Annotated in this window: 30 protein-coding genes and 3 tRNA genes; 18 read left to right on the top strand and 15 right to left on the bottom strand. The window is 68.7% G+C overall.

The annotated features are described in order from the left end of the window. On the top strand, positions 1 to 1,137 hold the full coding sequence (locus TPAU_RS20400; RefSeq protein ID WP_013128638.1) for an acyltransferase family protein: 1,137 nt from the start codon (positions 1 to 3) through the stop codon (positions 1,135 to 1,137). Next, positions 1,134 to 2,312: a hypothetical protein gene (locus tag TPAU_RS20395; protein ID WP_013128637.1), complete on the top strand. Its 1,179-nt coding sequence runs from the start codon at positions 1,134 to 1,136 to the stop codon at positions 2,310 to 2,312. Before TPAU_RS20400 ends, TPAU_RS20395 begins: the two co-directional genes overlap by 4 nt. Here the strand turns inward: TPAU_RS20395 and TPAU_RS20390 are convergent. Genes TPAU_RS20390 through TPAU_RS20380 form a run of 3 tightly spaced genes read right to left on the bottom strand, consistent with a single transcriptional unit; the run spans position 2,285 to position 4,731 of the window. After that, positions 2,285 to 2,719, bottom strand: coding sequence for an acyl-CoA thioesterase (locus tag TPAU_RS20390; protein ID WP_013128636.1), 435 nt, complete (start codon positions 2,717 to 2,719; stop codon positions 2,285 to 2,287). The two genes, TPAU_RS20395 and TPAU_RS20390, sit on opposite strands and share 28 nt — an antisense overlap. Beyond that, a complete protein-coding gene (gene hisC / locus TPAU_RS20385) occupies positions 2,716 to 3,807 on the bottom strand; it encodes a histidinol-phosphate transaminase (protein ID WP_013128635.1) in 1,092 nt (363 codons plus the stop codon). The genes TPAU_RS20390 and hisC overlap by 4 nt, the downstream gene beginning before the upstream one ends. Positions 3,808 to 3,849: 42 nt before the next feature. After that, positions 3,850 to 4,731 carry an Lrp/AsnC family transcriptional regulator gene (locus TPAU_RS20380; protein ID WP_245537818.1) on the bottom strand — a complete coding sequence of 294 codons (882 nt, stop codon included), beginning with the start codon at positions 4,729 to 4,731 and terminating at the stop codon, positions 3,850 to 3,852. A gap of 213 nt (positions 4,732 to 4,944) precedes the next feature. Between TPAU_RS20380 and TPAU_RS20375 the strand changes: the two genes are divergently transcribed. Genes TPAU_RS20375 through TPAU_RS20365 form a run of 3 tightly spaced genes read left to right on the top strand, consistent with a single transcriptional unit; the run spans position 4,945 to position 7,312 of the window. Continuing rightward, on the top strand, positions 4,945 to 5,340 hold the full coding sequence (locus TPAU_RS20375) for a YybH family protein (RefSeq protein ID WP_013128633.1): 396 nt from the start codon (positions 4,945 to 4,947) through the stop codon (positions 5,338 to 5,340). Continuing rightward, entirely contained in the window at positions 5,340 to 6,692 is a 1,353-nt protein-coding gene (locus TPAU_RS20370; RefSeq protein WP_013128632.1) for a purine-cytosine permease family protein, read from the top strand. Before TPAU_RS20375 ends, TPAU_RS20370 begins: the two co-directional genes overlap by 1 nt. Then, positions 6,689 to 7,312 (top strand): cyclase family protein, encoded by a 624-nt coding sequence (locus TPAU_RS20365; RefSeq protein ID WP_013128631.1) that lies wholly within the window; start codon positions 6,689 to 6,691, stop codon positions 7,310 to 7,312. Before TPAU_RS20370 ends, TPAU_RS20365 begins: the two co-directional genes overlap by 4 nt. A 74-nt stretch (positions 7,313 to 7,386) precedes the next feature. Here TPAU_RS20365 and TPAU_RS20360 read toward each other — a convergent pair whose 3' ends face one another. Genes TPAU_RS20360 through TPAU_RS20335 form a run of 6 tightly spaced genes read right to left on the bottom strand, consistent with a single transcriptional unit; the run spans position 7,387 to position 9,966 of the window. Then, complete coding sequence (locus TPAU_RS20360; RefSeq protein WP_013128630.1) at positions 7,387 to 7,596, bottom strand: CsbD family protein; 210 nt, start codon at positions 7,594 to 7,596, stop codon at positions 7,387 to 7,389. Between the two features lie 55 nt (positions 7,597 to 7,651). Then, entirely contained in the window at positions 7,652 to 8,227 is a 576-nt protein-coding gene (locus TPAU_RS22090) for an Asp23/Gls24 family envelope stress response protein (protein WP_013128629.1), read from the bottom strand. Continuing rightward, a complete protein-coding gene (locus TPAU_RS20350; protein WP_013128628.1) occupies positions 8,224 to 9,000 on the bottom strand; it encodes a hypothetical protein in 777 nt (258 codons plus the stop codon). Before TPAU_RS20350 ends, TPAU_RS22090 begins: the two co-directional genes overlap by 4 nt. A 2-nt stretch (positions 9,001 to 9,002) precedes the next feature. Next, positions 9,003 to 9,185, bottom strand: coding sequence for a hypothetical protein (locus tag TPAU_RS20345; RefSeq protein ID WP_013128627.1), 183 nt, complete (start codon positions 9,183 to 9,185; stop codon positions 9,003 to 9,005). Beyond that, the gene (locus TPAU_RS20340) at positions 9,182 to 9,502 is read right to left on the bottom strand and encodes an Asp23/Gls24 family envelope stress response protein (RefSeq protein WP_013128626.1); all 321 of its coding nucleotides are present in this window, start codon (positions 9,500 to 9,502) and stop codon (positions 9,182 to 9,184) included. The genes TPAU_RS20345 and TPAU_RS20340 overlap by 4 nt, the downstream gene beginning before the upstream one ends. Next, entirely contained in the window at positions 9,499 to 9,966 is a 468-nt protein-coding gene (locus TPAU_RS20335) for an Asp23/Gls24 family envelope stress response protein (RefSeq protein ID WP_013128625.1), read from the bottom strand. Before TPAU_RS20335 ends, TPAU_RS20340 begins: the two co-directional genes overlap by 4 nt. Positions 9,967 to 10,079: 113 nt before the next feature. On the opposite strand from TPAU_RS20335, the gene TPAU_RS20330 reads away from it, so the two are divergent. The 6 genes from TPAU_RS20330 (at position 10,080) to TPAU_RS20305 (ending at position 12,807) form a co-directional block, all read left to right on the top strand. After that, positions 10,080 to 10,640, top strand: coding sequence for an RNA polymerase sigma factor (locus TPAU_RS20330; RefSeq protein WP_013128624.1), 561 nt, complete (start codon positions 10,080 to 10,082; stop codon positions 10,638 to 10,640). A gap of 112 nt (positions 10,641 to 10,752) precedes the next feature. Then, entirely contained in the window at positions 10,753 to 11,247 is a 495-nt protein-coding gene (locus tag TPAU_RS20325; RefSeq protein WP_041944521.1) for a hypothetical protein, read from the top strand. 112 nt (positions 11,248 to 11,359) lie between these two features. Further along, positions 11,360 to 11,451, top strand: a tRNA-Ser gene (locus tag TPAU_RS20320). Between the two features lie 37 nt (positions 11,452 to 11,488). Then, positions 11,489 to 11,561: transfer RNA gene (locus TPAU_RS20315), tRNA-Arg, on the top strand. A gap of 399 nt (positions 11,562 to 11,960) precedes the next feature. Further along, complete coding sequence (locus tag TPAU_RS20310; RefSeq protein WP_013128621.1) at positions 11,961 to 12,338, top strand: DUF779 domain-containing protein; 378 nt, start codon at positions 11,961 to 11,963, stop codon at positions 12,336 to 12,338. A 58-nt stretch (positions 12,339 to 12,396) separates the two neighbouring features. Continuing rightward, positions 12,397 to 12,807: a carboxymuconolactone decarboxylase family protein gene (locus tag TPAU_RS20305; RefSeq protein ID WP_013128620.1), complete on the top strand. Its 411-nt coding sequence runs from the start codon at positions 12,397 to 12,399 to the stop codon at positions 12,805 to 12,807. Here the strand turns inward: TPAU_RS20305 and TPAU_RS22085 are convergent. The 4 genes from TPAU_RS22085 to TPAU_RS20285 all read right to left on the bottom strand — a co-directional run bounded on the left by TPAU_RS22085 (position 12,755) and on the right by TPAU_RS20285 (position 18,842). Continuing rightward, positions 12,755 to 13,474, bottom strand: a complete 720-nt coding sequence (locus TPAU_RS22085; RefSeq protein WP_013128619.1) for a phosphatase PAP2 family protein — start codon at positions 13,472 to 13,474, stop codon at positions 12,755 to 12,757. The genes TPAU_RS20305 and TPAU_RS22085 overlap by 53 nt on opposite strands. Before the next feature lie 475 nt (positions 13,475 to 13,949). Continuing rightward, positions 13,950 to 15,473 (bottom strand): acetaldehyde dehydrogenase ExaC, encoded by a 1,524-nt coding sequence (gene exaC, locus TPAU_RS20295; protein WP_013128618.1) that lies wholly within the window; start codon positions 15,471 to 15,473, stop codon positions 13,950 to 13,952. A gap of 102 nt (positions 15,474 to 15,575) precedes the next feature. Beyond that, on the bottom strand, positions 15,576 to 16,805 hold the full coding sequence (locus tag TPAU_RS20290) for a GAF domain-containing protein (protein ID WP_013128617.1): 1,230 nt from the start codon (positions 16,803 to 16,805) through the stop codon (positions 15,576 to 15,578). A gap of 69 nt (positions 16,806 to 16,874) precedes the next feature. Continuing rightward, positions 16,875 to 18,842 (bottom strand): CocE/NonD family hydrolase, encoded by a 1,968-nt coding sequence (locus TPAU_RS20285; protein WP_013128616.1) that lies wholly within the window; start codon positions 18,840 to 18,842, stop codon positions 16,875 to 16,877. Positions 18,843 to 19,017: 175 nt separating this feature from the next. On the opposite strand from TPAU_RS20285, the gene TPAU_RS20280 reads away from it, so the two are divergent. Further along, positions 19,018 to 20,277, top strand: a complete 1,260-nt coding sequence (locus tag TPAU_RS20280; RefSeq protein ID WP_425358565.1) for an IS30 family transposase — start codon at positions 19,018 to 19,020, stop codon at positions 20,275 to 20,277. Between the two features lie 53 nt (positions 20,278 to 20,330). Here TPAU_RS20280 and TPAU_RS22580 read toward each other — a convergent pair whose 3' ends face one another. Then, the gene (locus TPAU_RS22580) at positions 20,331 to 20,483 is read right to left on the bottom strand and encodes a hypothetical protein (RefSeq protein ID WP_041944754.1); all 153 of its coding nucleotides are present in this window, start codon (positions 20,481 to 20,483) and stop codon (positions 20,331 to 20,333) included. A 405-nt stretch (positions 20,484 to 20,888) separates the two neighbouring features. Between TPAU_RS22580 and TPAU_RS20275 the strand changes: the two genes are divergently transcribed. The 3 genes from TPAU_RS20275 to TPAU_RS20265 all read left to right on the top strand — a co-directional run bounded on the left by TPAU_RS20275 (position 20,889) and on the right by TPAU_RS20265 (position 22,415). Continuing rightward, a complete protein-coding gene (locus TPAU_RS20275; RefSeq protein ID WP_013128615.1) occupies positions 20,889 to 21,335 on the top strand; it encodes a DUF6918 family protein in 447 nt (148 codons plus the stop codon). A 2-nt stretch (positions 21,336 to 21,337) separates the two neighbouring features. Further along, complete coding sequence (locus TPAU_RS20270) at positions 21,338 to 21,730, top strand: RidA family protein (RefSeq protein WP_013128614.1); 393 nt, start codon at positions 21,338 to 21,340, stop codon at positions 21,728 to 21,730. Between the two features lie 133 nt (positions 21,731 to 21,863). Further along, positions 21,864 to 22,415 (top strand): putative glycolipid-binding domain-containing protein, encoded by a 552-nt coding sequence (locus tag TPAU_RS20265; RefSeq protein WP_083773969.1) that lies wholly within the window; start codon positions 21,864 to 21,866, stop codon positions 22,413 to 22,415. Here TPAU_RS20265 and TPAU_RS20260 read toward each other — a convergent pair. Then, on the bottom strand, positions 22,412 to 23,380 hold the full coding sequence (locus tag TPAU_RS20260; protein ID WP_013128612.1) for a prephenate dehydrogenase: 969 nt from the start codon (positions 23,378 to 23,380) through the stop codon (positions 22,412 to 22,414). The genes TPAU_RS20265 and TPAU_RS20260 overlap by 4 nt on opposite strands. A gap of 86 nt (positions 23,381 to 23,466) precedes the next feature. Between TPAU_RS20260 and TPAU_RS20255 the strand changes: the two genes are divergently transcribed. The 3 genes from TPAU_RS20255 to TPAU_RS20245 all read left to right on the top strand — a co-directional run bounded on the left by TPAU_RS20255 (position 23,467) and on the right by TPAU_RS20245 (position 24,588). After that, positions 23,467 to 23,985 (top strand): tRNA adenosine deaminase-associated protein, encoded by a 519-nt coding sequence (locus TPAU_RS20255; protein ID WP_013128611.1) that lies wholly within the window; start codon positions 23,467 to 23,469, stop codon positions 23,983 to 23,985. Positions 23,986 to 24,016: 31 nt separating this feature from the next. Then, positions 24,017 to 24,451 carry a nucleoside deaminase gene (locus tag TPAU_RS20250; protein WP_013128610.1) on the top strand — a complete coding sequence of 145 codons (435 nt, stop codon included), beginning with the start codon at positions 24,017 to 24,019 and terminating at the stop codon, positions 24,449 to 24,451. A gap of 46 nt (positions 24,452 to 24,497) precedes the next feature. Next, a tRNA-Ser gene (locus tag TPAU_RS20245) sits at positions 24,498 to 24,588 on the top strand. Positions 24,589 to 24,614 lie beyond the last annotated feature (26 nt).

Here is a 24,614-nt window from a genome sequence, read left to right as displayed (position 1 = left end):
ATGCACGGTCGGGTAGCACCGCTCACCGGGCTGCGTGCCATCGCCGCAGCCGCGGTCTGCCTCACCCATGCCGCATTCTCGACGGGCCACTACACCGACGACTTCGCCGGGCACCTCTGGGCGCGGTTCGAAATCGGCGTTCCCATCTTCTTCGCGCTGTCGGGTTTCCTCCTGTTCCGGCCCTGGGTGCGGTTGCTCCGGGACGGAACCCATCGACAGCCAGATCTGCGTCGGTACGCCTGGCACCGGTTCCGCCGCGTCGTCCCCGCGTACTGGGTCGTGGTCACGTTCGTCTACCTCCTCGGGCTGGTCCGGCCCGAGCCGAATCCGTCGGGCGCGGGTATCGACGGCTACCTGCGCAACCTCGGATTCATCCAGATCTACGGTTTCGGGCACCTGCGGGTGGGCCTGACCCAGGCATGGAGCTTGGCCGTCGAAGTGGCCTTCTACGTGGCGCTGCCGTTCATCGGCTGGGTACTCACCGCCGTGGTGTGCCGCTACCGGTGGCGGCCGGGGCTGCTCCTGGGCTCTCTCGCGGCGCTGGCCCTGATCAGCCCGGCGTGGATGGCGATCGCCCCGGACATCCAGATCACCGCGCGCATGTGGCCGCCCGCGTACCTGTGGTGGTTCGTCGCCGGTATGGCGCTCACCGTGTGCGCCGAACTGATGCGCGGCTGGCCGCGCTGGGCCACCCCGGCGTGCCTGCTGGTCGCGGTCACCGCGTTCGTCGTCTCCGCGCTGCCCGCGATCGGCGGCCCGCCGATGATGGTGCCGAAGAGCGTGGTGGAGGCCATCGTGAAATCCGCGCTCTACCTCGTCGTGGCGACGGCACTGATCGCTCCCCTCGGGCTCGCACCCGCGGCGACGGACCGTTATCACCGCTTCCTGGGCAGCCGCCCGATGGTGTGGCTCGGCGAGATCTCCTACGAATACTTCCTGGTGCACCTGATCGTGATGGACGTTCTGCTCTTAGACGTCTTCGGTTGGCCGATGTTCACCGGAAATGTGCTGGTCGCGTTCGTGACGACGTCGATCGTGAGCGTCCCTCTCGCGTGGGCGCTGCGCGCGGCGCTGCCGTTCGGGGACAATGATCGGGGGAACCGAACGCACGGGCGACGAGAGGGGGTGACCGGATGACCGAATCGGAGCCGCAGGGTGTGCCCGAGCCCGAGGTGCACATCGAGGCGCCGGTGCGCCGCTGGTGCGAGGCCCGGGCCATTCCGATGCCTCGCCGTGAGCTGTCCGACGAGGCTGCGCTACTCATCGCCGCCGGCCACCTCCAGCCCGCTGCCCGCGACGTGGTGATCAATCGGTTCGACACCGAGCGGGCCTTCCCCGATATCGGCGGCTACGCCAAGCTGCGCAAGCTCGGCCGGATCGCCGATCCCCCGACTGCACCGTCCACATCGCTCGACGATGCTCCGCCGAGCCCGTTCGCCCAGGCGAAGAGTGCTGCAGAGGCGTTGCGCGCCGCGGACGCCCGCCGCAAACTGGCCGGATATCGGCATGCCTTCACCCTCAATCGGGTGTCGTTCGCCGCCGGTGTGCGCGCCGTGCGCAAGGCCCGCAAGGATGCGGTTCATCTCGATCTCGATGAGCGCGACGCCCTGTTCGACGCGCTCTGTCAGACCCCGCTGCCGATGACGCCGTCGGCGGCGGCGCTCGCGGCCCGCACCGTGTCCCGGGTGGCCGGTCCGGTGCTGCGACTGGCGCCGCAGGTCGCGGACTGGGTCGACGGGCACGGAGCCCCGGATCCGCGATTGCTGATCTTCGAGGACCGGTACGACGTGCTGCTGTTCCTGGCCGGCCTGGTGTACGACAAGGTCACCTATTCCCGCTCCGTAAGCTCGGGCGACCTCGACGAGCAACTGATGCAGCTGGACCTCCCCACCGACCTGGTGCAGATCTCCGCGGATGTGGCACAACTCAAGCGGGTGTGGGGTCAACTGCGCTACGCCCCGGGATTGGCCGACGGTACCCGCTCCAGCGAGCTCGACCGGGTGTGGGACGAGCTGGTGGAACGGGTGACCGCCCTGACCAAGGTGGGCGACCTCGTGGACGTCGCCGATTCCCGCCGTCCGCGCCGCATGTCGATCGAGTCCATCGATCAGCAGATCCACGAGCTGGTGTTGCGTTCCGGCGAACGCGAGATCTCGACGCAGAGCGCCCACCGCGTCGCGAACCAGATCGTCGGGGTGCGTGGGGAACTCGGCGGAGCGAGTCGGCAAGCGCTGCCGCCGTCAGTGGGTCGGCCCGATTCGCCGGGACGGCCCCCGACGGGCGATCACGCGCGGGACCAGGACGCCAGGTAGGACTTCTCCTCGTCGGTGAGGCGGCGCAGGGCGCGCTTGTCGATATCGACCACGGCCATCTGCGTGGTGGCCACGATCGCGGGCTTCGACTCGGGCGCTGCGCCGTTCGCTCGCACCTCGTAGCCGATGGTGAAATCGACGCTGCGGTTTCCGGCGATGTACATGCCCACCTGGACGGGCGAATCCTCATGGAACAGTTGCGCCTTGTATTTGATCGCCACATCGGCGATGAACGCACTCTTGATCAGCGGCGCGTACTTCTCACCCGCCGAGAGCAGCCATTGGATCCGCGCTTCCTCCAGCAGCGTCACCATCCGAGCATGATTCACGTGGCCCAGCGCGTCCATATCCGACCAGCGCACGCGAACGTGCGCGGTGAAAGCGAATTCATGCTTACCCAGGCTCATTTCGACCACTCCTTCGCGAAGGAGAGGAAAGCGTCGTTCTCCTCCGGTGTGGTCACGGTGACCCGCACACCGTCGCCCGCGAAGCCGCGCACCAGGATTCCGGCCTCGGCGGCATCGGCGGTGAATCGGGCCGCATCCTCGCCGAGGGGCAGCCACACGAAATTGGCCTGGGTGTGCGGCACCTCGAATCCGTTCTTCCGCAGTGCGTCCCGTACTCGGATCCGCTCGGTGACCACTGCCTCCGTGCGGGCCAGCAGCTCGTCGTTCGCGCGCAGCGACGCGATCGCGGCGGCCTGCGCGGCCACGCTGACCGAGAACGGCAGATGCACCTTGGTCAAAGCGCCGATGAGCTCGGGATCGCCGATCGCGTAACCCACCCGCAGGCCCGCGAGTCCGTACGCCTTGGAGAAGGTGCGCAGTGCGATCACATTGCGATGCCGCGCCGCCACCGCCGTGCCGTCGATCCGCTCGCCCGACTGCTCGTTGCCGCGGTGGTACTCGTAGTACGCCTCATCAAGGGCGACGATCACGTGCGGCGGCACCGCCGCGAGGAACTCCTCGAGCTGCTGTTCGGAGACCGTCGTGCCGGTGGGGTTGTTCGGGTTGCAGACGAAGATCAGGCGCGTGCGATCGGTGATCGCCGCCGCCATCGCGTCCAGATCGTGCACCGCATCCGGGGTGAGCGGCACCTGCATCGGAACCGCACCCACCACCCGGGTGATGATCGGGTAGGCCTCGAAGCTGCGCCACGCGAAGATCACCTCGTCGCCGGGCCGGCAGGTGACCTGTACCAGGTCCTGGCACAGCGCCACGGATCCGCAGCCCACGTGCAACTGCTCTTCGGTCGCGCCCGTCAGCTTCGCCAGCTCTGCGCGCAGAGCAACGGCGCCGTTGTCCGGGTATCGGTTGGCGCTCGCCAGCGCCTCCGCGAGGGCGGTGGCCACGGAGGGCAGCGGACCCTCGACCACCTCGTTGGACGAGAGTTTGATCGCCGACGGCAGCGCCTTGCCCGGCACGTACGCCGGCAGCGTGTCGAGGTCGGCGCGGATGCCGAGCGGTCCGGGCTGGGGTTCGTTCGCGGAGGCCACCCCGCCAGGGTAGTCCGGCGCTCCGCAGCGCCCCGGACCCCGTCAACCTCCGAGCGAGGCGTACGACTCCTTGACGAACCGGAGGTGCGACCACGTCTCCACCCCGGATACCGAGCGCACGTCGCGCACCGCATCCATCGCCTGCGCCAGTCCGGCCGCCGACGGGGCACGGACCGTCGCGAGCAGATCGAAGGTGCCCAGCGTGCGGGCCAGGAAACTGACACCGGCGACATCCGCCACCTCGCCGGCGGCGTCCCGCGCGGCGCCGAGCACGTGGATCCCCATCCCCATCGCGTGCTCCGAGCCGCGGCTCACGATCGGGCCGATCCGGACCACCGATGCCTCCACCAGGCGCAGCACTCGTCGCCGCGCGGCGGCGGCGGACAGACCGGCCTGCGTCGCGAGGTGCACATAGGACGCTCGGCCGTCCCGCTCCAGGACCCGCAGCAGCGCGATATCGGTCGCGTCGAGCTGCATCCCCGCATCCCCGACGGGTCCGACCGCATCGCGATGCACCTCCCGGTACGCCAGCGTCTCCGCCCGCGCCACCCCGGGGAGTCCGCGAAGGCGGGCGAGCGCACCGTCGACCGCCTCGGCGGAACCCGCGCGGATCTCGGCGGCCACCGCGAAACGGCCGGTGGTGATGGAAACGTAGACGACCTCGGGCAGTGATGCGACCGCTTCGGCGATCGCGCCCGCGGGACCGTCGACCTCGATCCGGACGTAGCAGATGGTGCCGCGTCCCAGCACCGATGGATGCACCACGCCCTGCACCGTGAAGGCACCGGAATCGAGGAGGCGGCGTAGTCGGGACGCGACGGTGGCGCGGGTGATTCCGGCTGCTGCGGCGAGCTCGCGGTGGCTCATCCGTCCGTCCCGGACAAGGAGATCGAGGAGTGTCCGGTCGATCGCGTCCACAGGCACCTCCCGAATTCCCCTCCGCACTTTCGGCGCGGTCGCGTGTGCCAATACTGCACCATGACCTGCTCTGGTGTGCGCAATGGCGACGAGAACGTGGTCAGTACGTACACATCCGCCGTCAGTGCGCATTGCGTAGTTTCGAACTGCTTGCGAGAGCTTGTGATCGGCCTTACAGTTGGCCGACTCAGCGCGGGGAACCGCAGGTCAGGAGATGAAATGGACCAGCCCATCGACGACGACGCCGTACTCGCTGCGGCCGAGAAGATCATCGAGGCCTTCGCGGCCACCGACACCGACGGGTACTTCGCGGGCTTTCACCCGCGGGCCACCTTCGTCTTCCACACCGAGCCGCGCACGCTCGGCGACCGAGCCGAGTACGAGCGTCTGTGGTCCGGCTGGGTGAATACCGGCTGGCGGGTGATCTCCTGCGAAAGCACCGAACGCACCGTCACGATCGTGGACCGGACCGCCGTGTTCACCCACCGCGTGCGCACCGTGACCCAGGACGGCGACGGTACCCGCACCGAGACCCGCGAACGCGAGTCGATCGTCTTCGCCGTGGCCACCGATGGCGGGCTCCTCGCAGTCCACGAGCACCTCTCGGCCGCCTGATGCTGCGCTACTACCGGCGCCTCGACGCGCACCTGCACGCTGGAGCCGACGACGGTACCCCCGTGACCGGCGACCTCAGTGGTCGCCGCATCTTCGCGATCTGGCTCGCGGCGAACCTCGTGGTGACCACGATGCTCACCGGCACACTGTTCGTCCCCTCGGTGTCGCTGAGCAGTGCGCTGTGGTTGATCCTGGCCGGCACGGTGGTCGGCGCCCTGGTGCTGGTGACCGTCGGTAACGTGGGCACCCGCACCGGGCTTCCCACGATGGCGCTCACCCGCGCCTCGTTCGGGGTGCGTGGCAGCCGGATTCCCGTGGCCGCCAACATCGCCGTGCTCATGGGCTGGAGCTGGGTGCAGGCCATGCTGGCCGGTGTCACGGTGAATTACGTGGTGGCGCAGCAGACCGGGTACTCGAACCCGACACTGTTCTCCGTGCTGTGCGAGGTGATCGTGGTCTCTCTCGCGATCTTCGGGCACACCGGTATCGCCAAAGTGGAACCTATTCTGGCTGTGGTGATCCTGGGCATCATGGCCTATCTGTTCATCGATATGTTCGGTGACGGATTCGCCCGCCTCGACACCCTGCCGCGCGACCCCGAAGGACTCACCGGGCTCGGCATTTTCGACATCGTCGTGGCCACCGCCATCTCCTGGACCGTGCTCTCCGCCGATATCAACCGTTTCGCCGCCACCTCTCGCGGCGGCGTCGTGGGATCCGGGCTCGGTTATGTGGCGTCCACGGTGGCCGCGATGGCGTTGGGCGCCACCGCGATCGCGTGGCTGCTCGCGGGTGGCAAGGAAGCGCCGCCGTTCGATCCGACGGTGATCGTCGCCGAATTCGGCGTGCCACTGGCGATCGTGGTGTTCTTCTCCGTGATGGCCACCAACACCATGGCCGTCTACGGGATGGTCACCTCGCTGGTGAACGCGGAGCCCGGACGCATCCGGTTCCTGCCCGCCGCCCTCGGACTCGGCGTGATCTCGATCGCCGGATCGGCATGGCTGGCGCTGCTGGACAAGTTCACCGCGTTCCTGACCGCCATCGGAATCGTCTTCATCCCGGTTTTCGCCGTCATCATCGTGGACTTCTACGTGCTCCGGCGTGGCCGCTACGCCGCGTCGCTCGCGGAAGCGGGTTCGCGGGATTACTGGTACCGCGGCGGCTGGAATCCGGTGGCGGTCATCGTATGGCTGGTGGGTGTCGGATTCTCGTCGGCGATCACTTACCTGTGGGTGAGCCCCGTGGGAGCCACCGTGCCCACCTTCCTGGTGAGCGCGGGGCTGTACTGGGCCGCGAGCGTCGCCGTCCGGAACCGCGATCACCGCGATACCGATAGCGTGGCCGTGTGACCTGGATCGACTTGACGCACACGCTGACTCCGGGGACGCAGTACCCCGGTGATCCGCCGATCGTGATCGAGCCCGCACTCACGCTCGAGGCCGACGGGGTGGCCGTCTCCCGCCTACAGCTGTCCACGCACAGCGGCACCCACGTGGACGCGCCGTGTCATACCGTCGCCGGTGGCCGCACGGTCGATCAGATCGGACTCGGCGAATTGCTCGGTCCCGCACGGGTGATCGCCGTCGACGCCGCCGCGAGCGGCAGGATCGAGGTCGGTGACCTGGGAGAGCTGCCCGAGCGGCTACCGCCGATCGTGCTGATCGCCACCGGATGGGATCGGTGGTTCGGTACGCGCGGCTACCGGGAACACCCCGCGCTCACCGTCGAATCGGCCGAACTGCTGTGGTCGCGTGGGATGCGGGTGCTGGGTGTCGACGCGTTCAGCCCCGATCCGATCGATTCACCGGACTTCCCCGTGCACGCGCTCGTCCTGGGTCGCGACGGGCTCATCGTCGAGAACCTGCGCGGGCTCACCGCGCTGCCCGCGGAATGCGAGGTGGGTATCCACCCGCTCGCCGTCGGGCCGCTCGACGGTGCGCCGGTCCGTGCCGTGGCCCGACCGTTCTGACCCGACGGCGCGAGGCCGGCCCCGATCGGGGCCGGCCTCGGCATCGTTGTGCGGCAGGAGGAGCCGCGGCGGCGTCAGTTGCCCGTCAGCTTGTTCTTGACGGCGTCGACGCCCTCCTTGACCTTGTCGGCGGCCTCGGCGACCTTATCCTTGACCTCGGCGAGGCCCTGATCGGCCTGACCCTCGGCCTTGAGGTCGTCGTCACCGGTGGCGGCGCCGGCCGCCTCCTTCGCACGGCCCTTGAGGTCTTCTGCCTTGTTCTTCGCGTCGTCAGCGATTCCCATTGCCGTACTTCCTCTCGGTTGGTGTCTCTCTATTTCCCGAGGCGGGGTCCCCGCCTCAAGCCTCAGTGGTTGCGGCGCTGCGTTCGCGCCGCCGTTCGGATGCATCCTCGCCGTTGACGAGGAGTTGAAGTCGCACATCCGGATTGGTCGCCCGGGTCACCTCGTGCTGAGCCGCCCGGGCGAGGGTGGCGAGCTCGTCGTCGGCGGCGCCCGGCGCCACCGTCGCGGACACGCGGATCACGGGGTGACCCCGCTCCACCAGCGTCCTCGCTCGCGCCCGCCGGATCACGTCGCTTCGCGCCAGATCGTCGGCCACCGCATCGGCGATCCGGGACAGGTCGACGGTGCCGCCGTGCTCCGTGTCGACCGTCTTCGACGCGGGCGCCCGCAGGTGCCGCACCAGCAGCCATGCGGTGAGCAGGATGAGCACCACACCCGCTGCGACGACCGCCGCTTGCCACCACGGCTGGTCGGGGGTCCGTGCGATCACATCCGGTGCCAGTCGGTGCGTGGCGTCGGTGGTGAACCGCACGCCCTGCCGGTAGGCCAGGAGCCAGCCGCCCCCGGCGATCAGTCCCAGCCCGAGCAGGCCGGTCAGGATGCGGTCGATGACCCGGGTCGATGACCTCATGAGCGAACCTCCCGTCGTCGGGCGCGCGCGACGCGGCGCCCCAGCCAGAGTTCGTCGGACACGGCCGTGTGGCTGCGCCGCCGTGGTTTGATCGCGGAGATCACGAAGACCACGCCCACCACAATGGCAGCGATCGCGGCAGGCCACGTCCACCACGCCCAGCGGAGGTCGTCGGCGATCCGGGGGACCGCGTCGATCCACCGAGTGCCGCCCAGCCAGCCCAGCGATACCAGGCTATCGCGCAGAGCGAGGACGCCGAGCGCGAAGAACGCCAGGAGCACGGGCACCGCCACGATGGACGAGCCCGCCGTCTTCCGGGGTGCGTTGCGGCGCGCGTCGATCGTCGCGTGCGGCTGCGCCTCGGATTCCGCGGCGGAGTGCAACAACTGAGCCCGCCGCGGTGCCGACGATTCGCCGTCCACCCGTGCGATGTGCACCTGCACCGACGACGGTGACGAGCCCAAACTGCGAGCGAGCTCGTCATCGACGGCCCCGCGGACCGAATCGACCAGCCGGGACGCGTCGAGCGGCCACTGCGCGGCGACCTGCACCTGCACGTCGCCGTCCGCGAACCGCACCGACGGCAGGCTGCGCCCCGGCAGCCCACGGTGCCGACTCGTACCGGACACCGACAGGACCGCGTGTTCGACGAGGCGTCGCCGGACCCGATCGTCGATCGCTGTCGTGCCGCGATCGAGACGATCAGGAGCGGACCCCGTGGGAGTCGCCGCGATATCGGTGGTGGCGGCGGGTGTGGTCTCGGGGGCAGTCATGGTCAGCTCCGGTCGCGGCGGCGCAGCGCGGTCAGATCGATCAGACCGTCGAAGTGCGCGCCGATCGCGAGCCCGGCGCCGCCGAGCACGATCGCCAGCAGGAATCCGACGAGCCCGCCGGAGACCGCGGCGATGGCCAGCAGTAGTCCGATCACTACTCCCCACACGGTGAAGTTCTGCGTCATGCGGTCATCTCCTTCGAACGATCAGTACTCGTGGGCATCCGGATATCGGACACCGTCACGTCGATCGGCACCCCGGCCGCGTCGCTCGCGGCCTGCCGTGCCCGGTCGGCGACGGCGACGATGTCGGTGTCCTCGCCGAACTCCACGATCAGGTTCACCTGTCCCGCCTCGTCGTCCACGCGGACCCCGGGCACCGTCCGGCCCGGCAGGTACGTCGCGGCCGATCCGGCTGCGCCGGCGTACAGACCGGCCACACCGTCCACGGCCGTCACGGCCGCGACGATCCGGTCGACCAACTCCGCGTGCGCGTGCCTCACTGGACCCGCGACTCCGAGGAGTCGGCCTCAGTGTCGTCGTCATCGGCGAAGTGCACGTCGTGCACGGTCACATTGACCTCGGTCACCTCGAGGCCGGTCATCGACTCGACGGCGTCGATCACGTTGTTGCGGATGCCTGCGGCCAGGTCGTGGATGGCGACGCCGTACTCGGCGACGATGGCCACGTCGACAGCCGCCTGCTTCTCGCCAACCTCCACGGTGACACCCTGCGTGAGGTCCGGGGCGCCGGGAAGGGTCTCGCGGATCTTGCCGACCACACGGGCGGCCTGGCCGCCGAGGTCGTACACACCGTCCACCTCGCGCGCAGCGATGCCCGCGATCTTCGACACCACGACATCGGCGATGCTGGTCGAGCCGCGCCCGTTGGCCGTGGCGAGCTCCGAGCCGGGGGTCTTATCGGCGGCTGCAGTCGAAGCGGTGGGCTTGGTAGTGGTCGAGGTCATCTTCCGTCTCCTTGTGTCGACTGATGTACCGGGATCCGTTCCGGCACTATGGGTGAGTCGGCTCCTACGCGAGATCGGCACGCGGTTGTGACCTATCTCACGAAGGAGGATGGTTGAACGACCCGGGGCTGTTGTCGTCGCTCTCCGACGAGACTTTGATCAGGCGGGCGCAGCGCGGTGACGCCGCCGCATTCGATGCGCTCGTGCAAAGGCATGCGCCGGCGATGTACCGGTTCGTCGCTCGCACCCTCTCTGAGCGCACCGATTGCGATGACGTCGTGCAGGAGTCGCTCATCGCGGCGTGGAAGGCGCTCCCGACGTTTGCATTCCGGTCGACTGTCCGCACCTGGCTGTTCTCCATCGCCTCCCGCAAGACCATCGACGTGCTGCGACGGCGCAAGGGCATGGTGCTGTCAGAGGCGGTCCAGGAGGTCGCGACCACCGAGCCCGGCCCCGTCGAACAGGTCGCCGATAGCGACTTCCTGGACGCGCTCAGCCGCGAGCTCGCACGGCTGCCGTATCCGGCGCGCGCGGCCTGGTGGTTGCGCGAGGTGGACGGGCTCTCGACCACCGAGATCGCGGCGGTGTTGCGCACCACGGAGGGGTCCGTTCGGGGGCACCTCCAGCGCACCCGTCGCCGCCTCGCCGAGGCGCTGGAGGGATACCGACCATGACCCGTTCTATGCAGCGCGAGAGATTTCGGCCTTGTACAAGTGGGCGATTCGTGGTCACACTGGGGGAGCTATGAGTTTCACTCGAGCAAAAGACCCGGCTGACGAAGCCGCGGTGGCGAACGAATGGATTGCCGACGCGACGCGTCGGCTGGCGGTCCAGGCCGAATCGGATTCCGACGCCCCCGCGGCCGATTCCGGTGCGCCGGTGTCCGGGTGGAGCGGCGAGGCGATGGAGCGACTGCGCTCGGCGATCGCGCAGCAGGTTTCCGGGCTGCCGCGGCGGTCGCGCCCAGTTGCGACCACGACTCCTGGCGCCACGATCACGCAGCTCGCCTTGACACGGGCACTGACCTTCGCGCTGTCCGCGGAGGCGGCCGCCGAGTCCGCAGCGATCGCCGACGTCGAGTTCGCCTTCGATGGCGCCGCCGTGACCGCCGTGCACATCCACCTCGTCGCGGTCGGCGCCGAGCGGCGGCCGCAGACCATGCTCGCCGGCGGAGATCGACTGCGGGACCGCGCGGCGGGTCTGCTCGCCGGCATCGTCGGTCCGGTCGAGGTGCGTGTCGACCTCACGTGGGAGGACCTCGTCACCCGCGACGAGCACTGACGGCCGAAGCGGCGTGGCCTGCGGTTTTGTGGGTTCCGGGGGCGTTGTGTAAAGTAGCTGCTCGGCGGTTGCGCGTGACCCGTAAGGATCGCTCGCGCATCGCGTCCGATTTGGAGGCGTGCCAGAGCGGCCGAATGGGACTCACTGCTAATGAGTTGTCCGGCCAACACCGGACCGGAGGTTCAAATCCTCTCGCCTCCGCCACGTCGGTCTTCGGACCGGCACAACTGAAAATGGGTATGCGCCCGTAGCTCAGTGGATAGAGCATCTGACTACGGATCAGAAGGTCAGGGGTTCGAATCCCTTCGGGCGCACAAGTGACGATCAGGTCCGGTTCCGCGAGGAACCGGACCTGATTCGTGTCGCGCCGACTCGGAACCCGGGCCGTCGGTTGCGGAGCTACTCACGCCGCGAGCGGAGAGCGGAGCGTCAGAGGAATCCGGGAATGGTGATGAGGACGAACAGTCCGCCCACGATCCACGGCCAGCGGCGGCGGTGCAGCGGCGGCTTCTTCGTTTTCGTGGTCATGGCACTCCTGCTCCTGGTGAGAATCGTGCTCGCCCGGTGCTTCGAGCTGGGAACACCGGGCGGATCCCGGTGGAGTCATCGACCCTGATTCGAGGGTACGTGGCTTTCGTGGTCACCGTTGGTGACGATCCCATGACGGTGCGTCCGCGGGCGGACTACCGTCAGGGGACGGCGTGAGGAGCGGCATGAGTGAGCGGGTGGAATCGACGGACTGCTCGCGCACGCTCCTGCGCGAGTTGTGGGCGCAGCACGGCCCCCTCCTGATCCACCAGAGCGGCGGCTGCTGCGACGGCTCCGCCCCGATGTGCTTCACCGTCGACGAATTCCGGGTGGGCGAGGCCAACGTGCGGCTCGGCACCGTCGACCTGGGTGACGGCGACATCGTGCCCGTCTGGGTCTCCGAGGGGGAGGCGCGGGTGTGGGAGAACAGCACCCTGATCCTGGACGCCGAGCCCGGACGGGCCGCCGGATTCTCGCTGGAGGGTTCCAGTGGTCACCGTTTCGTCTCGCGGGTGCGGATCGCGGGTACCGACGGTGCCGCCTGTCCCGCCCCGCAGCACTGATCGGTATTAGTGTCGGCATCGAAGCATCTGCACGGTGCGGGTGCCGACGGGAGGGGTCATGACCGAGCAGCACGACATCGCCAGCGCGGAGAGCCGGGCGCGGCGGGAGACCGGCCTCGAGGTACTCGCCGGAATCGACGGCGAACAGGCACGGGCGGTGATCGATTCACTCGCCGAGACCAATCCTGCTCTCGCACACCACATCGCCGCGTGGGGATTCGGCGACGTCTACGCCCGGCCGGGCCTGGACCCGCGCAGCCGACAGCTGGTGACGCTGGGAATCCTCACCGCCCTGGGCGGCACCGAGAACCAACTGCGCGTGCACGTGAACACCTCACTCAACGTGGGTATCACCCGCGAGGAGATCAACGAGGTGTTCCTGCACTCCGCTGCTTATGCGGGCTTCCCGCGCGCGATCAACGCGACGCTCGTCGCGCGAGAGGTGTTCGCCGAGCGCGACTCCGACTGATCAGGGCGGAGAGCCACGCGTCCACCGCCGTCCATGACGTCGGTGGCAGTACCGTCAGCGCCGCCGCGACCCCGGCGAGGCCGATGGCGACTCCCGCTGCGGTGTCGGAGAACCAATGCACACCCAGGTACAGGCGGCTCGCGGCGACCGCACCCACCACCACAGCGGGGACCACCAGAGCGAACGCGATCCGCCGCGCCGACCAGCCGACCGTGAGCGCGATCGCCGTCGCCACCAGCAGCGCCGTCGTCCCCGTGACGTGGCCCGACGGGAAACCGAAATCGTGCTCGTCGGCCAGGTGATCGACCACAGGCGGACGCTGCCGCGCGAACACCACCTTGAGCAGGTAGGCGAGCGTCGCCGCTGCCGCTGTCGAGCCCAGGACGAATGCCGCCGCCGCGGGAGAACGCCGCCACGCCAGCAGCCCCGCGATCATCGCGGCGAGGACGAGGGTGACCGTGGGCGAAAAGAAGTCGGTGATCGCCCGCATCACCGCGGTGGCTCCTTCGCTGCGGTGCAGCACCATCTCATGCAACACCTGACCGTCGGCCTCGGAAATGGGCCGGCGGTTCAGCAGTAGCCCCCACAGCACCGTCGCCACGGTGAGGGCGACCGCGACGACCAGCGCCGTCACGTCGAGGCGAAGAGACTTCCAGGGGAAAGGCATCCCGCCAGATTGCCCGTGGACTGTGCGTGATCGCAACCCATGAACGGGTAAAGCTAGCCGGGGCGGTACGAGGTCGAGTAGCCGTCGGTGCGGGGCGGCGGCGGACTCCAGCGGTCGAACCAGCCGCCCGCGAGCGATCGGGCGGGCGGGTGAGCGAAGTCCATATCTGCACGTAGGCGTGACCGGCGCTCACGGCGAGCAACCTTCGGTGCCGAACTGCGGTGAACAGAGGAGATCCGCCGCAGTTTCGCACCGACGGTGAAGCCGACGGTGACTTTGTGCAGGTAAGTGCGGCGGATGAGCGATCAGAACCGCAGAAGGGTGCAAAAGATCGAGGCCTCGCACCTTCGGTGCCGAATTGCGGGGAGAACACCCGATTCGCCACACTTTCGCACCGAAGGTGAAGCGAAAGGCGGCGCCACCCCGACGAATCGGAGCGGCGCCGCAGACACCCTCACCCGGGGCGATCAGAGACTCAGAAGAAGCCCTGCGCGGTGGGCGCGTACGAGACCAGCAGGTTCTTCGTCTGCTGGTAATGATCGAGCATCATCTTGTGGTTCTCCCGGCCGATACCCGAATCCTTGTAGCCGCCGAACGCCGCATGCGCAGGGTACTGGTGGTAGGTGTTCGTCCACACGCGCCCGGCCTGGATATCGCGGCCCGCGCGATAGGCGATGTCGCCGTTGCGCGACCATACGCCGGCGCCGAGGCCGTAGCGGGTGTCGTTGGCGATCTCCATCGCGTTGTCGTAACCGTCGAACGAGGTCACCGCGAGCACGGGGCCGAAGATCTCCTCCTGGAAGATCCGCATGTCGTTCGAGCCCGAGAAGATGGTCGGCTGGATGTAGTAGCCGCCCGACAGGTCGCCGCCGAGATCGGCCGCCTCACCACCGGTGACCAGGGTGGCACCCTCGCTGCGCCCGATGTCGATGTACGACAGGATCTTCTCGTGCTGCTCCTTCGACGCCTGTGCGCCGATCATGGTGTCGGTATCGAGCGGATCGCCCTGGATGATCGACTTGGTGCGGATCGAACCGAGTTCGAGGAACTCGTCGAAGATCGGCTTCTCCAGCAGCGCGCGCGACGGGCAGGTGCACACCTCGCCCTGGTTCAGCGCGAACATCGTGAAGCCCTCGAGCGCCTTGTCCTGGTAATCGTCGTTCGCGGCCATGACGTCCTTGAAGAAGACGTTCGGGCTCTTGCCTCCCAACTCCAGCGTGACCGGAATCAGGTTGTCGGCGGCGTAACCGGCGATCAGCTTGCCCGTGGTGGTCTCACCGGTGAAGGCGATCTTGCGAATCCGCTTGCTCGACGCCAGCGGCTTACCCGCCTCCAGGCCGAAACCGTTGACGATGTTCACCACACCCGGCGGCAGCAGATCGCCGATCAGCGAGAACAGGTACAGCACGGAGACCGGCGTCTGCTCGGCGGGCTTGAGCACGATCGCGTTGCCCGCGGCGAGCGCCGGGGCCAGCTTCCACACCGCCATGAGGATCGGGAAGTTCCACGGAATGATCTGTCCCACAACGCCGAGCGGCTCATGGAAGTGGTAGGCCACAGTGTTCTCGTCGATCTCGGAGATGCTGCCCTCCTGGGCCCGCAGCACCGACGCGAAGTACCGGAAGTGATCGATCGCGAGCGGGATGTCGGCGTTGAGCGTCTCGCGGACCGGCTTGCCGTTCTCCCACGATTCGGCGACGGCGATCGCCTCCAGGTTCGCCTCCATCCGGTCGGCGATCTGCAGCAGGATGTTCGCGCGGGCCGTGGCCGCCGTCTTGCCCCAGCCGGGGGCGGCCGCGTGCGCGGCGTCGAGTGCCAGCTCGATGTCCTCGGCGGTCGACCGGGCCACCTCGCAGAACACCTGCCCGGTCACGGGCGACGGGTTCTCGAAGTACCGGCCCTGCACCGGCGCCACCCACTGGCCGCCGATCAGGTTGTCGTACCGGGACTGGTAGCTCATGAGGGAGCCGGGGGCCCCGGGACGTGCGTAAACGGTCATGACGTGCCTCCAGATGAGTTGAGTGACTCAAGTCACAACCCACGCTAGGCCGTGCATCGTTGCAACGACGTTGCAGCCGCGGAGTCCGACCGGCCGGATCCCTCAGGCGAGGTCGAGGTCGAGGCCGGCGAGGCGACCGTTCGCCTCGGCCCGCGCGATCCCGGTCGACCCTCGGTGCAGCACCTCCCACGCGGCGCGGTCATCGCGTCCCTCCGGCAGGTCGAGCCAGCGTCGTAACAGGCCCAGATCGCGGGTGGCCAGCACCGCCGCCCGGAGCGCCTCCGACAATTCGGTGCGCAGCCGCGCCACCCCCGGCGCCACCGACTGCGGCAGCAGCGGCCCCGGATAGGCGGCCAGGGCGTCCGCCACCCGGCCCTCGCGGACCGCCACCGCCACCTCGTCGGCGTCGGATGCGATCGGCCCCAGCAGCCGGTACGGCCGCGACCCCAGGAACTCCGCGCCGATGGACTTCCGCAGCCGGGAGATCTCGGCGCGCACGGTGACCACGTCCAGGTCGCGTTCGTCGAGCAGAAGCGCCAGGTGATCGGCGGTCAGGCCCTCGCGGTGCCGCAGCAGCAGGGCCAAGATGTCGGCGTGCCGTCCGGTGAGCGGCACGTTCCGGCCGTTCATCTCCAGCCTCGGCCGCCCGCCGAGCAACCGGAGCCGGGCCGACGGTGCCGGGGGCGCCGCCGTCAGCCGCATCACCGCGAGCTGGCCCTCGACCGCCATCGCGGCAGCCCGCACCAGGGACAACGCCTGGGGCGTGGCCGCCTGTGGTCCGCCCGTCACGTCCAATACGCCGATCGGCGCGCGGGTGAGCGGATCGTGGATCGGGACCGCCGTGCAGTTCCAGCCGTGCGCGAGCCGGGCGAAGTGCTCGGATCCCGAGATCTGTACCTCGGTGTCGAGGGCGAGCGCGGTGCCGGGAGCGTTGGTGCCCGCCGCCGACTCGCTCCAGTTCGCACCCGGCGCGAAGTTCATCGCCGCCGCCCGGCGCATCGAGGCGCCGTCACCCTCCACCCACAGCAGCGTGCCCTCGCGGTCCGCGACGGCGACCATCGTGCCCGGGGAATCGTCCACCAGCAGGCGCCGGATCACCGGCATCACGCCGCTCAGGGGGTTGCGGGCGCGCAACTCGTCGAGCATTCCGCCGCCCGACGGTGCCTCCCCGTCCGGGTTCACGCCCACAGCCTTGCTCCGCTGCCAGCTCTCGGCGATCAGGCGGCGCAATGCGGTTCCGCGCAGCACCGATTCGTCGACCGCACCGTCGACGAACATCCTGTGCAGCCGCGCGGCCGAGGTCCGCGTGGCCGGCCGAGTACCAGCAACCATCCTGTCACCGAAGATAGCGCCGCGGGGCCCACCGCGGAGCCGGTTTGCGCGGGTGCGAAACCCGCGCGGTCACCACCCGGGATCGCCGACGAGCTGCACGCTCACATAGGTCGGGCGGTCGGGGCTGAGCAGGACGTCCTGGCGGCCCAGCCGCGTGCGCGCCAGATCGGGCAGGGTGGCCAAGTAGCGCGGCACGCTGCCGGCGTACACATCGATCCGCAACCGGTGCCCCTCCTCCAGGAGGGCGTCCGTGGGAACCACATCGATGTCCAGCTCGATCGTCTCGCCGGGTACCACCTTCTGCTTCGCCGACCAGGTGAGCGGGTGGAACGCCGAGAGCAACTCGCCGTCGGCGTCGTAGTCGGAGCGCTCGGCGTCCACGGCGCGATTCGAGGCCATCAGCGCCCCACCGCTGAGCACCGTCGACGTGCCGTCCGGCGACACATCGTTGACGGTGACGGTCCAGATCGCCTCCTCGCCCGCGCAGCGCGTGACCAGGTGCACGTTGATCGCGCCGCTCAGCTGCACCGGCCACGCCGTCGGGGGAGAAGTGAAGCAGATCGCGCCGCGTTCCTGTGTTGCCGCATCGTCGGTGAAGGGCAGCGCTTTCGTGAGCCCCGCCAGCACATGCGTCATATCCGGTGAAGTCAAGCCGCGCAGGTCGATCCGCGTGGACGCCAGGTCGCGCCGACGCGCCGGGTAGGTGGCCAGGCCGCCGTCGTAGCGCGCGTGCTCCGCCGTGCCGGACGGTGCCGGCGTCGCGTACAGCCGGTGGGTGCGGGCGCCGGGCCGGGGGAAGGATTCCCCCGCGGTCCAGCCGCCGCCCTGCTGTTCCAGGGTCACCGGACCGTAGCGGTCGACGCCGTTATCGATGTCCTTGAGCCACCGGTCGTACCAGGCTCGTTCAAGCACGTCGATCCGCGGTGGCGCCTGAGTGCCGCCGAAACCCGAGCCCATATCGAAGTGATAGCCATCGGTGATCACCATTTGTTTCTGTCCCGCAGGCAGATTCAAGCGCGAGTAGATCCGCGGCGTGCTGCGCCCGAACAGGTCGTGCCAACCGCCGAACAGGAAGGTGGGTGCGGTGATCGCGCCGATCCGGGCCTGCCGCTCGGTGAAGTAGGGGTTGTCGTTCACGCGTGGGTCGCGCCCGGTGACTACCCCGCGGACCACGGAGGCGATCTCGGTGGCGGGTGAGCCGATGCGGCTGACCAGCCATCGGATCACATTGCCGTTCACCGTGTCCCGGAGAAGCGTGCGCGGGTTGTACAGCCATTTGAGGGTGTTGACCGCACCCAGCCAGAGGGGGATGAACACCGACGGTAGACCGCCGGTGATGTAGATGTCGCGGACGATGTCCTCGCTGCCCTCGATCGCGAAGACGGCGCCCAGGCCGTCCGGGGTGTGGCCTGCCGCCTGCAAGGCGTTGATCGCCGAGTACGACCAGCCACCCATGCCCAACTTGCCATTGCACCAGGACTGTTCGCGCGCCCAGGCCATCACTTCGACGGAGTCCTGTTGCTCCCGCGGGCCCAGGATCTGCCATACCCCGTGCGAGGTGCCGGTGCCGCGCACGTCCACGATCACCTGTGCGTACCCGCTGCGCACCAACCGTCGATTGATGCCGAATCCTTCGAGCAGCCCGCCCGACAGATCGACGGTGCCCGCCGTCAGCGGTTTGGCCGCGCGCGTGATCACCGGGCCGACGAAGGCCGCGTGCGTGGTCTCGTCGATCGCGTCGACCACGGTGCGGTTGTACGGATTCAGGTTCAGGATCGCGGGGTAGGCCGTCTCGACCGGGCGCCCGTCGCGCTCCGCCGGCCGCACGACCGTCGCGCGCAGTCGCACACCGTCGGACATCGTGATGTCGACGTTGCGGTCGATGTGCACACGGGGGTAGGTGAGCCGGCCGTCCACCGCCTCGCGCCACGCGAGGGCGTCGGCGCCGCCGGTCGGATCCCCGAGCGGGAGCGAGTGGTCGACGCGGGCGTGATGCTCCCGGTTCGGGACGGGAAGCGCACGACGGCGGTCCCACAGCGGGAACCGTGGGTTCTAGCGATCCCCGCAACACCGCGGATAGCAAGGAGTTGCGGGGATCGTGCATTCACCGATGGTGAAGAAGAGGTTCTTCAAGGAATTGGACGTGTCTGACGGCAATGTGTCGGTCGCTGCTAGGGCGGCGGGGGTGACAGTGAATACGGCGTTTGGATGGATGCGCAGGGCGGGCCTGCGTGGACGTGGGAGCACTAGCAATGGTGGTCATCCCGGCCGGGCCGAGTACGACCGGCTTCGCCGTGAGGGGGTGCTGCGGCCGGACGCTGCTCGGCGTGTCGGTGTCAGCGTTCGCACTGCTGGGGACTGGGATCGAGGGGTGCGCAAGATTGGCGATACTCGTATCCATCCCGACGGACGCAAGATCGATTACCTGACAGGTGCGGTCACGTGGGTCGGAGTGGAATCGGATGCACCGAGGCAGCGGAGCCTGCATCCACGGTTTCTGACCTTGACCGAGCGGGAAACTATCGCTGACATGCGCCGCGAGGGGGCATCGCTGCGGGCCATCGGCAGGGAGCTCGGCCGGCCAGCATCGACGATCAAACGGGAGATCGACGCTGGCGTTGTCAACGGTGCCTATCGCCCGCATCAGGCGCACCGCAGGTGGGAAAAGAGCCGGTCACGGCCGAAGCCAGCGAAACTGGCCCAGGCCGGTCCGCTGCGGGACTACGTCGAGAACAAACTGCAGGACCAGTGGTCCCCAGAGCAGATATGTCACTCTCTAGTGACCGAGTTCCCCAACGAGCAAAGTATGCGTGTGAGCGTCGAGACGATCTACCAGTCGATCTACGTTCAGGCTCGGGGCGGCCTGCGCCGTGAAGTCGCGATGGCCTTGCGAACGGGCCGCACCCGCCGCAAGCCCCACCGCCGCGCCGAACATCGCACCAGACGATTCGTCGACAAGATGGTGATGATCTCCGACCGGCCCGCCGAGGTCGAGGATCGAGCCGTGCCAGGCCACTGGGAAGGTGACCTGATCGTCGGTACTCGCAGCGAGTCCGCGATCGTCACACTCGTCGAACGCTCCACCCGCTACGTCATGCTCGGCCACCTGCCTGGCGGCCACTCCGCCGAAGAAGTCCGTGACGTGCTGGTTTCGTTGATCGGAAATCTCCCAGGACATTTGCGGGGATCACTGACCTGGGACCAGGGCTGCGAGATGGCCGCCCACCAACAATTCACGGTCGCCACCGGGGTTCCGGTCTACTTCTGCGATCCCCACTCACCCTGGCAGCGCGGAAGCAACGAGAACACCAATGGACTACTGCGCCAGTACTTCCCGAAAGGCACCGACCTGAGCGCCTACGGCCGCGAAGACCTCGAACTCGTCGCCCAGAAACTCAATCGCCGACCACGCAAAACGCTCGGCTGGAAGACACCAGCCGAGCGTTTGCGTGACCTCATTACAGCTCGCTAGCACCGATGCCCCGCGCTCGTATCGCGAGCGTAGGACATCGTGCGGCGTTTGGATCAGTGCTCGTCGTAGTGGTCACCATGCGGAGCGTGACGGTGCCCATCGTGGACGTAGTCCACGTGATCGCCGTGCTGGATAGCCTCGTGGCCGCAGTCGGGTCCATGGGCATGGTCGGAGTGGTCGTGTGCCAGGTGCTCAGTGCGCGTCATCGTCATAGGCATGATTATATGCGAATGCGTGCACGTAATGCAACGAGCACCGCGGATCCCAGAAGCGCTCCGCTGGAATACTCAGCGGAGCACTTCCGTATGGTGGGCCCTACCAGGCTCGGTGTTGCGACGATCCCTAGAATCCGCCAACCGGACCGGGCCCCGGCCGGAAACCTGCCGGGCGTTCGCCCTGCCGGATCGGCTGCTCGTCATTGCAACCCCTTCCTTCAATCCTCAACCTAGAGCACAGGTGACGCACCTCACAAAAACGAACCCGGTTGTGGCCGATTTGTTGTCTTTCGTCGCTCCCCGCCGGGGCGTCTGCGGGGCTTCCGGGCTGCCTATAAGCTCGACTGCGGTGCCGCCCGGCACCGTCCGACATCGTCTCGTTCCCGGAGGTCCACCGTGTCGACGTCGCTGACCACCTCGCTTCTCGATCCCGCCCGGCAGCCCGCCGTGGTGGCCGACTTCGCCTCCGTGGTCGACGCCGAGGTCAAGGACAAGAGTGGCCTCTCCGGCACCGCGATCAAGGCCGCCTACGGCGCCGTGAAGAAGGTCTCGCCGTCGGTGATCGAGTCCGCTCTCACCAAGCTGCTGCCCGAGTTCGCGTCGGCGCTCGATCTGTTCTGGGCCGACTTCCAGGCCCAGGGTCCCGGCGACTTCGGTCAGTACCTCGCCTCGCGCGGCGACGAGGTGGGCGATGCCCTGCTCTCCGTCACCGATCAGCGCGCCGAGTCCACGAGTCAGCCCGCGCTGCGCAAGGCGTACGGCAGTCTCCGCGGTAAGGCCAAGGAGAACGTGGTCGCGGCCCTACCGCGCGTCGGCGCCGTGGTGCAGAAGAACGCGGCCTGATCATGGCGAAAGTGGAGCTCAATGGCTCGGACACGCTGACCACCGCGATCTCGCACGCATACAGTGCGACCGTGCCCGCCGGCGCCACGCTCCACGTGGCGGGCGTCGCCGCACGTGACGTGGGCGGCACCACCGTCGCCCCCGGCGACGTCCAGGGCCAGATCGCCTCGGCGATCGACAACCTCGCCACGATCCTCGGCGAGCGCGGCGCCGGCCTGGCCGACGTCGCCCGGCTCACCGTCTTCGTCTCGGAACATCTGCAAGTCGACCTGCAGGTCGCAGAGGACGCCCTCACCGGGCTGTTCGAGACGGTGCCGCCGGTATCCATCGTGGGCGTGAGCCGGCTGCGCTACGACGATCAGGTGGTCGAGATCGAGGCGATCGCCGCACTCTGACAACGCACGCCCCGGCTACCCGGCCGTGGTGTGGCTCAGGGCACATTTTGCAAAGGTCTACCGTATAGGCGTGACCAATGCTACTTCCGCAGACACCGGTGCCACCGTGATCACCGGGGGCAGCTGGCCTCGGATGCTCACCTGGCGATCGGACGACGGGAATCTCCTGGAGTCCGTGCGCGTGCAGGTGACGGGCGACCGGATCAAGGCGTACGGCCGGATCATCGCGGCGCCCTCTGCCGACGGGCCCGCCTTCAACGCCTCCTACGACCTGGTGACCGACGATGAGGGCGTCACCAAGCGCCTGTCCGTGCACGCGCTCACCGCGTCCGGTGAGGCCCAGGTGACCATCGCCCGCGATGGTGAGAGCCATTGGCTCGTGCAGGGTGCGCAGGGCGCCGAGCGCGGCTTCTTCTCCGGTGCGCTCAGCGTGGACGTGCTCAGGTCCGCGTTCTTCAACGCGCTCACCATCCGCCGGTACAACCTGCAGAGTCACGTGGAGGACGTCGACGTGCCGGTCGTCTACGTCGAGTTGCCCACGCTCCAGGTGAAGGAGACGGTGATCAGCTACGCCGCCGCGGCCGACGGCATCACCGTGATCTCGCCGGTCTCCAGCTCCAAACTCTCGGTCGACGAGGACGGTTTCGTCGTCGACTACCCGGGCCTGGCCCGCAGGGTCGACTAGGTCGTCGGCAATTCGGTGACCACGCCACCCGCGTGGCCGGCCTCCCGCAGCGCCCGCTGCCATCCCGCCCCGTCGAGCACGGGGACGACCGGGGTGCGGCGGGCGTTGTCGTAGGCCCGGCGCGCGGCGTATCCACGTTCGGTGACGTCCCGGACGGTGCCGCTGTCGGCCAGTTCGGTGCGCGCCGCGATCAGCTCGGCGATCGTGTCGTCGAGCGCGTCCAGCAGCGCGTCCCGGTTGGCCTCGCACATCGCGTTCACCAGCGACGGTGCCGTGCCCGCCACCCGGGTCACATCGCGGAAGCTGCTGGCTGCCAGGGTCAGGGCGAGCTGCTTCGCGGCCGGGTCCGACTCGGCGGTGATCGCCACCGCCTCGGCCACCACATGCACCGAATGTGAGATCCGGGCGACCGCCGCATCGTGCTCCGCCGACCCCGCCGGCACCACGACCGCCCCGCAATCCAGGCCCACCGACGCCGCCAGTCGCCACGCCGGCGCCGGTGTCGCGTCGTCGGCGGTCACCACCCAGGTGGCACCGTCGAACAGGGTGGCGTCGGTGGCGTCCCACCCCGAGAACGCCGTCCCGGCCATCGGATGCCCGCCCGCGTAGCGCGCGGTGAGTCCCGCGTCGGCGACCCGCCGGGCCACGTCGCCCTTGACGCTCACCGCGTCGGTGAGCCAGGCGTTCGGAGCGTTTTCGGCGATCGCGGCGAGTACCGGGTCGAGAGCCGGGACGGGCACCGCCAGCACGATCACGTGCTGTCCGGCGTCGGCGCGGCGCAGCGTGGCTTCCAGGTCCGACGATGCGTCGAACCCGGCGGCGGAGGCGTCGTCGGCGGCGGCCGCCGAGCGGTTCCAGCCGTACGCCGTGCGGCCGGCTCGGTGCAGGGCGCGCAGGATCGAGCCACCGATCAGGCCGAGGCCGAGGACGCAGACGGGAAGGTCGGAGTGGGGAGCACGCTGCACGGACACGGGGTCCAGCGTTCCACAGCAGCGTCAAGAAACCGCTCGCGACGCTGCCGCTGCGACGTGATAGCGGCTACGGTTCATGCATGGCCGCACAGACCTCGCCGGATCGGTACGACGACATCGACGGTTACGCCGTGGCGGTGGTGCGTGACGAGACGTCCTGGACGGTGTCGCTGCTCGACCCCGCGGTACTGCGGAACGTGGCCCGCGCGGAGGAGGAACTCCGCTCGCTGCGCGCCGCGGGTGCCGCGTTCGGGCTGCTCAACGTGGACGACGAGTACTTCGTGATCGTGCGCCCGGGCCCGTCGGGCACCCGGCTGCTGCTCTCCGATGCGACCGCCGCGATCTTCGACGATCTGGCCGAGCAGACCCTGGGCAGGCTCAATGTGGACGTGCCCGATCTCGACCCCGATGAGGTCGACGACACCGATCCGTGGCCCGAGGGAGACCTGAACATCCTCGGCGACCTGGGCTTGGGCGAGCAGGAGTTCAGCGTGCTGCTGGCCGATCCCGATCTCTATGCCGACGAGCAGGTACAGGTGATCGCCGAGCGCCTGCAGTTCGAGGCCGAGCTCGCGAAGATCCTCGACGCCCTGACCTGACGTGTCGCATCTCGATGCCGAGCGCTCCGCCATGGGGCTCGCGCTGGAAGCCGCCGGGCTCTCCGGTCCCGACGATGTGCCCGTGGGCGCCGTGATCCTCGATCCCGACGGTGTCGTGCTCGCGCGGGCCGGGAACCGGCGCGAGGCCCTCGCAGATCCGACCGCGCACGCCGAGGTGCTCGCGATCCGGGAGGCGGCCACCCGATTCGGCGACGGCTGGCGGCTCGGCGGCTGCACGCTGGCCGTCACCCTGGAACCGTGCGCCATGTGCGCGGGCGCGCTGGTGTCGGCACGGATCGAGCGCCTGGTGTTCGGGGCGTACGAACCCAAGACCGGTGCGGTCGGTTCGGTGTGGGATGTGGTGCGCGATCCCCGGGTGACGCACCGGGTGAGCGTCCGCGGCGGCATCCGCGCCGGGGAGTGCGGGGCCCTGCTCACCGACTTCTTCGCCCCGCACCGGGGATGACCTGCTGATTTAGAGCTGTGGTCGACTTCCGGTAAAGTACTCCGACGGTGGCGTGTCCGAGCGGCCGAAGGTGCAACACTCGAAATGTTGTGTGCGGTAACCCCGTACCGGGGGTTCAAATCCCCCCGCCACCGCCACAGCCCTCCCCGATTCGATCGGGGAG

Origin of the sequence: Tsukamurella paurometabola DSM 20162 (assembly GCF_000092225.1) — a bacterium.
Lineage (GTDB): Bacteria > Actinomycetota > Actinomycetes > Mycobacteriales > Mycobacteriaceae > Tsukamurella > Tsukamurella paurometabola.
This window is presented reverse-complemented; position numbering and strand designations above follow the sequence as displayed.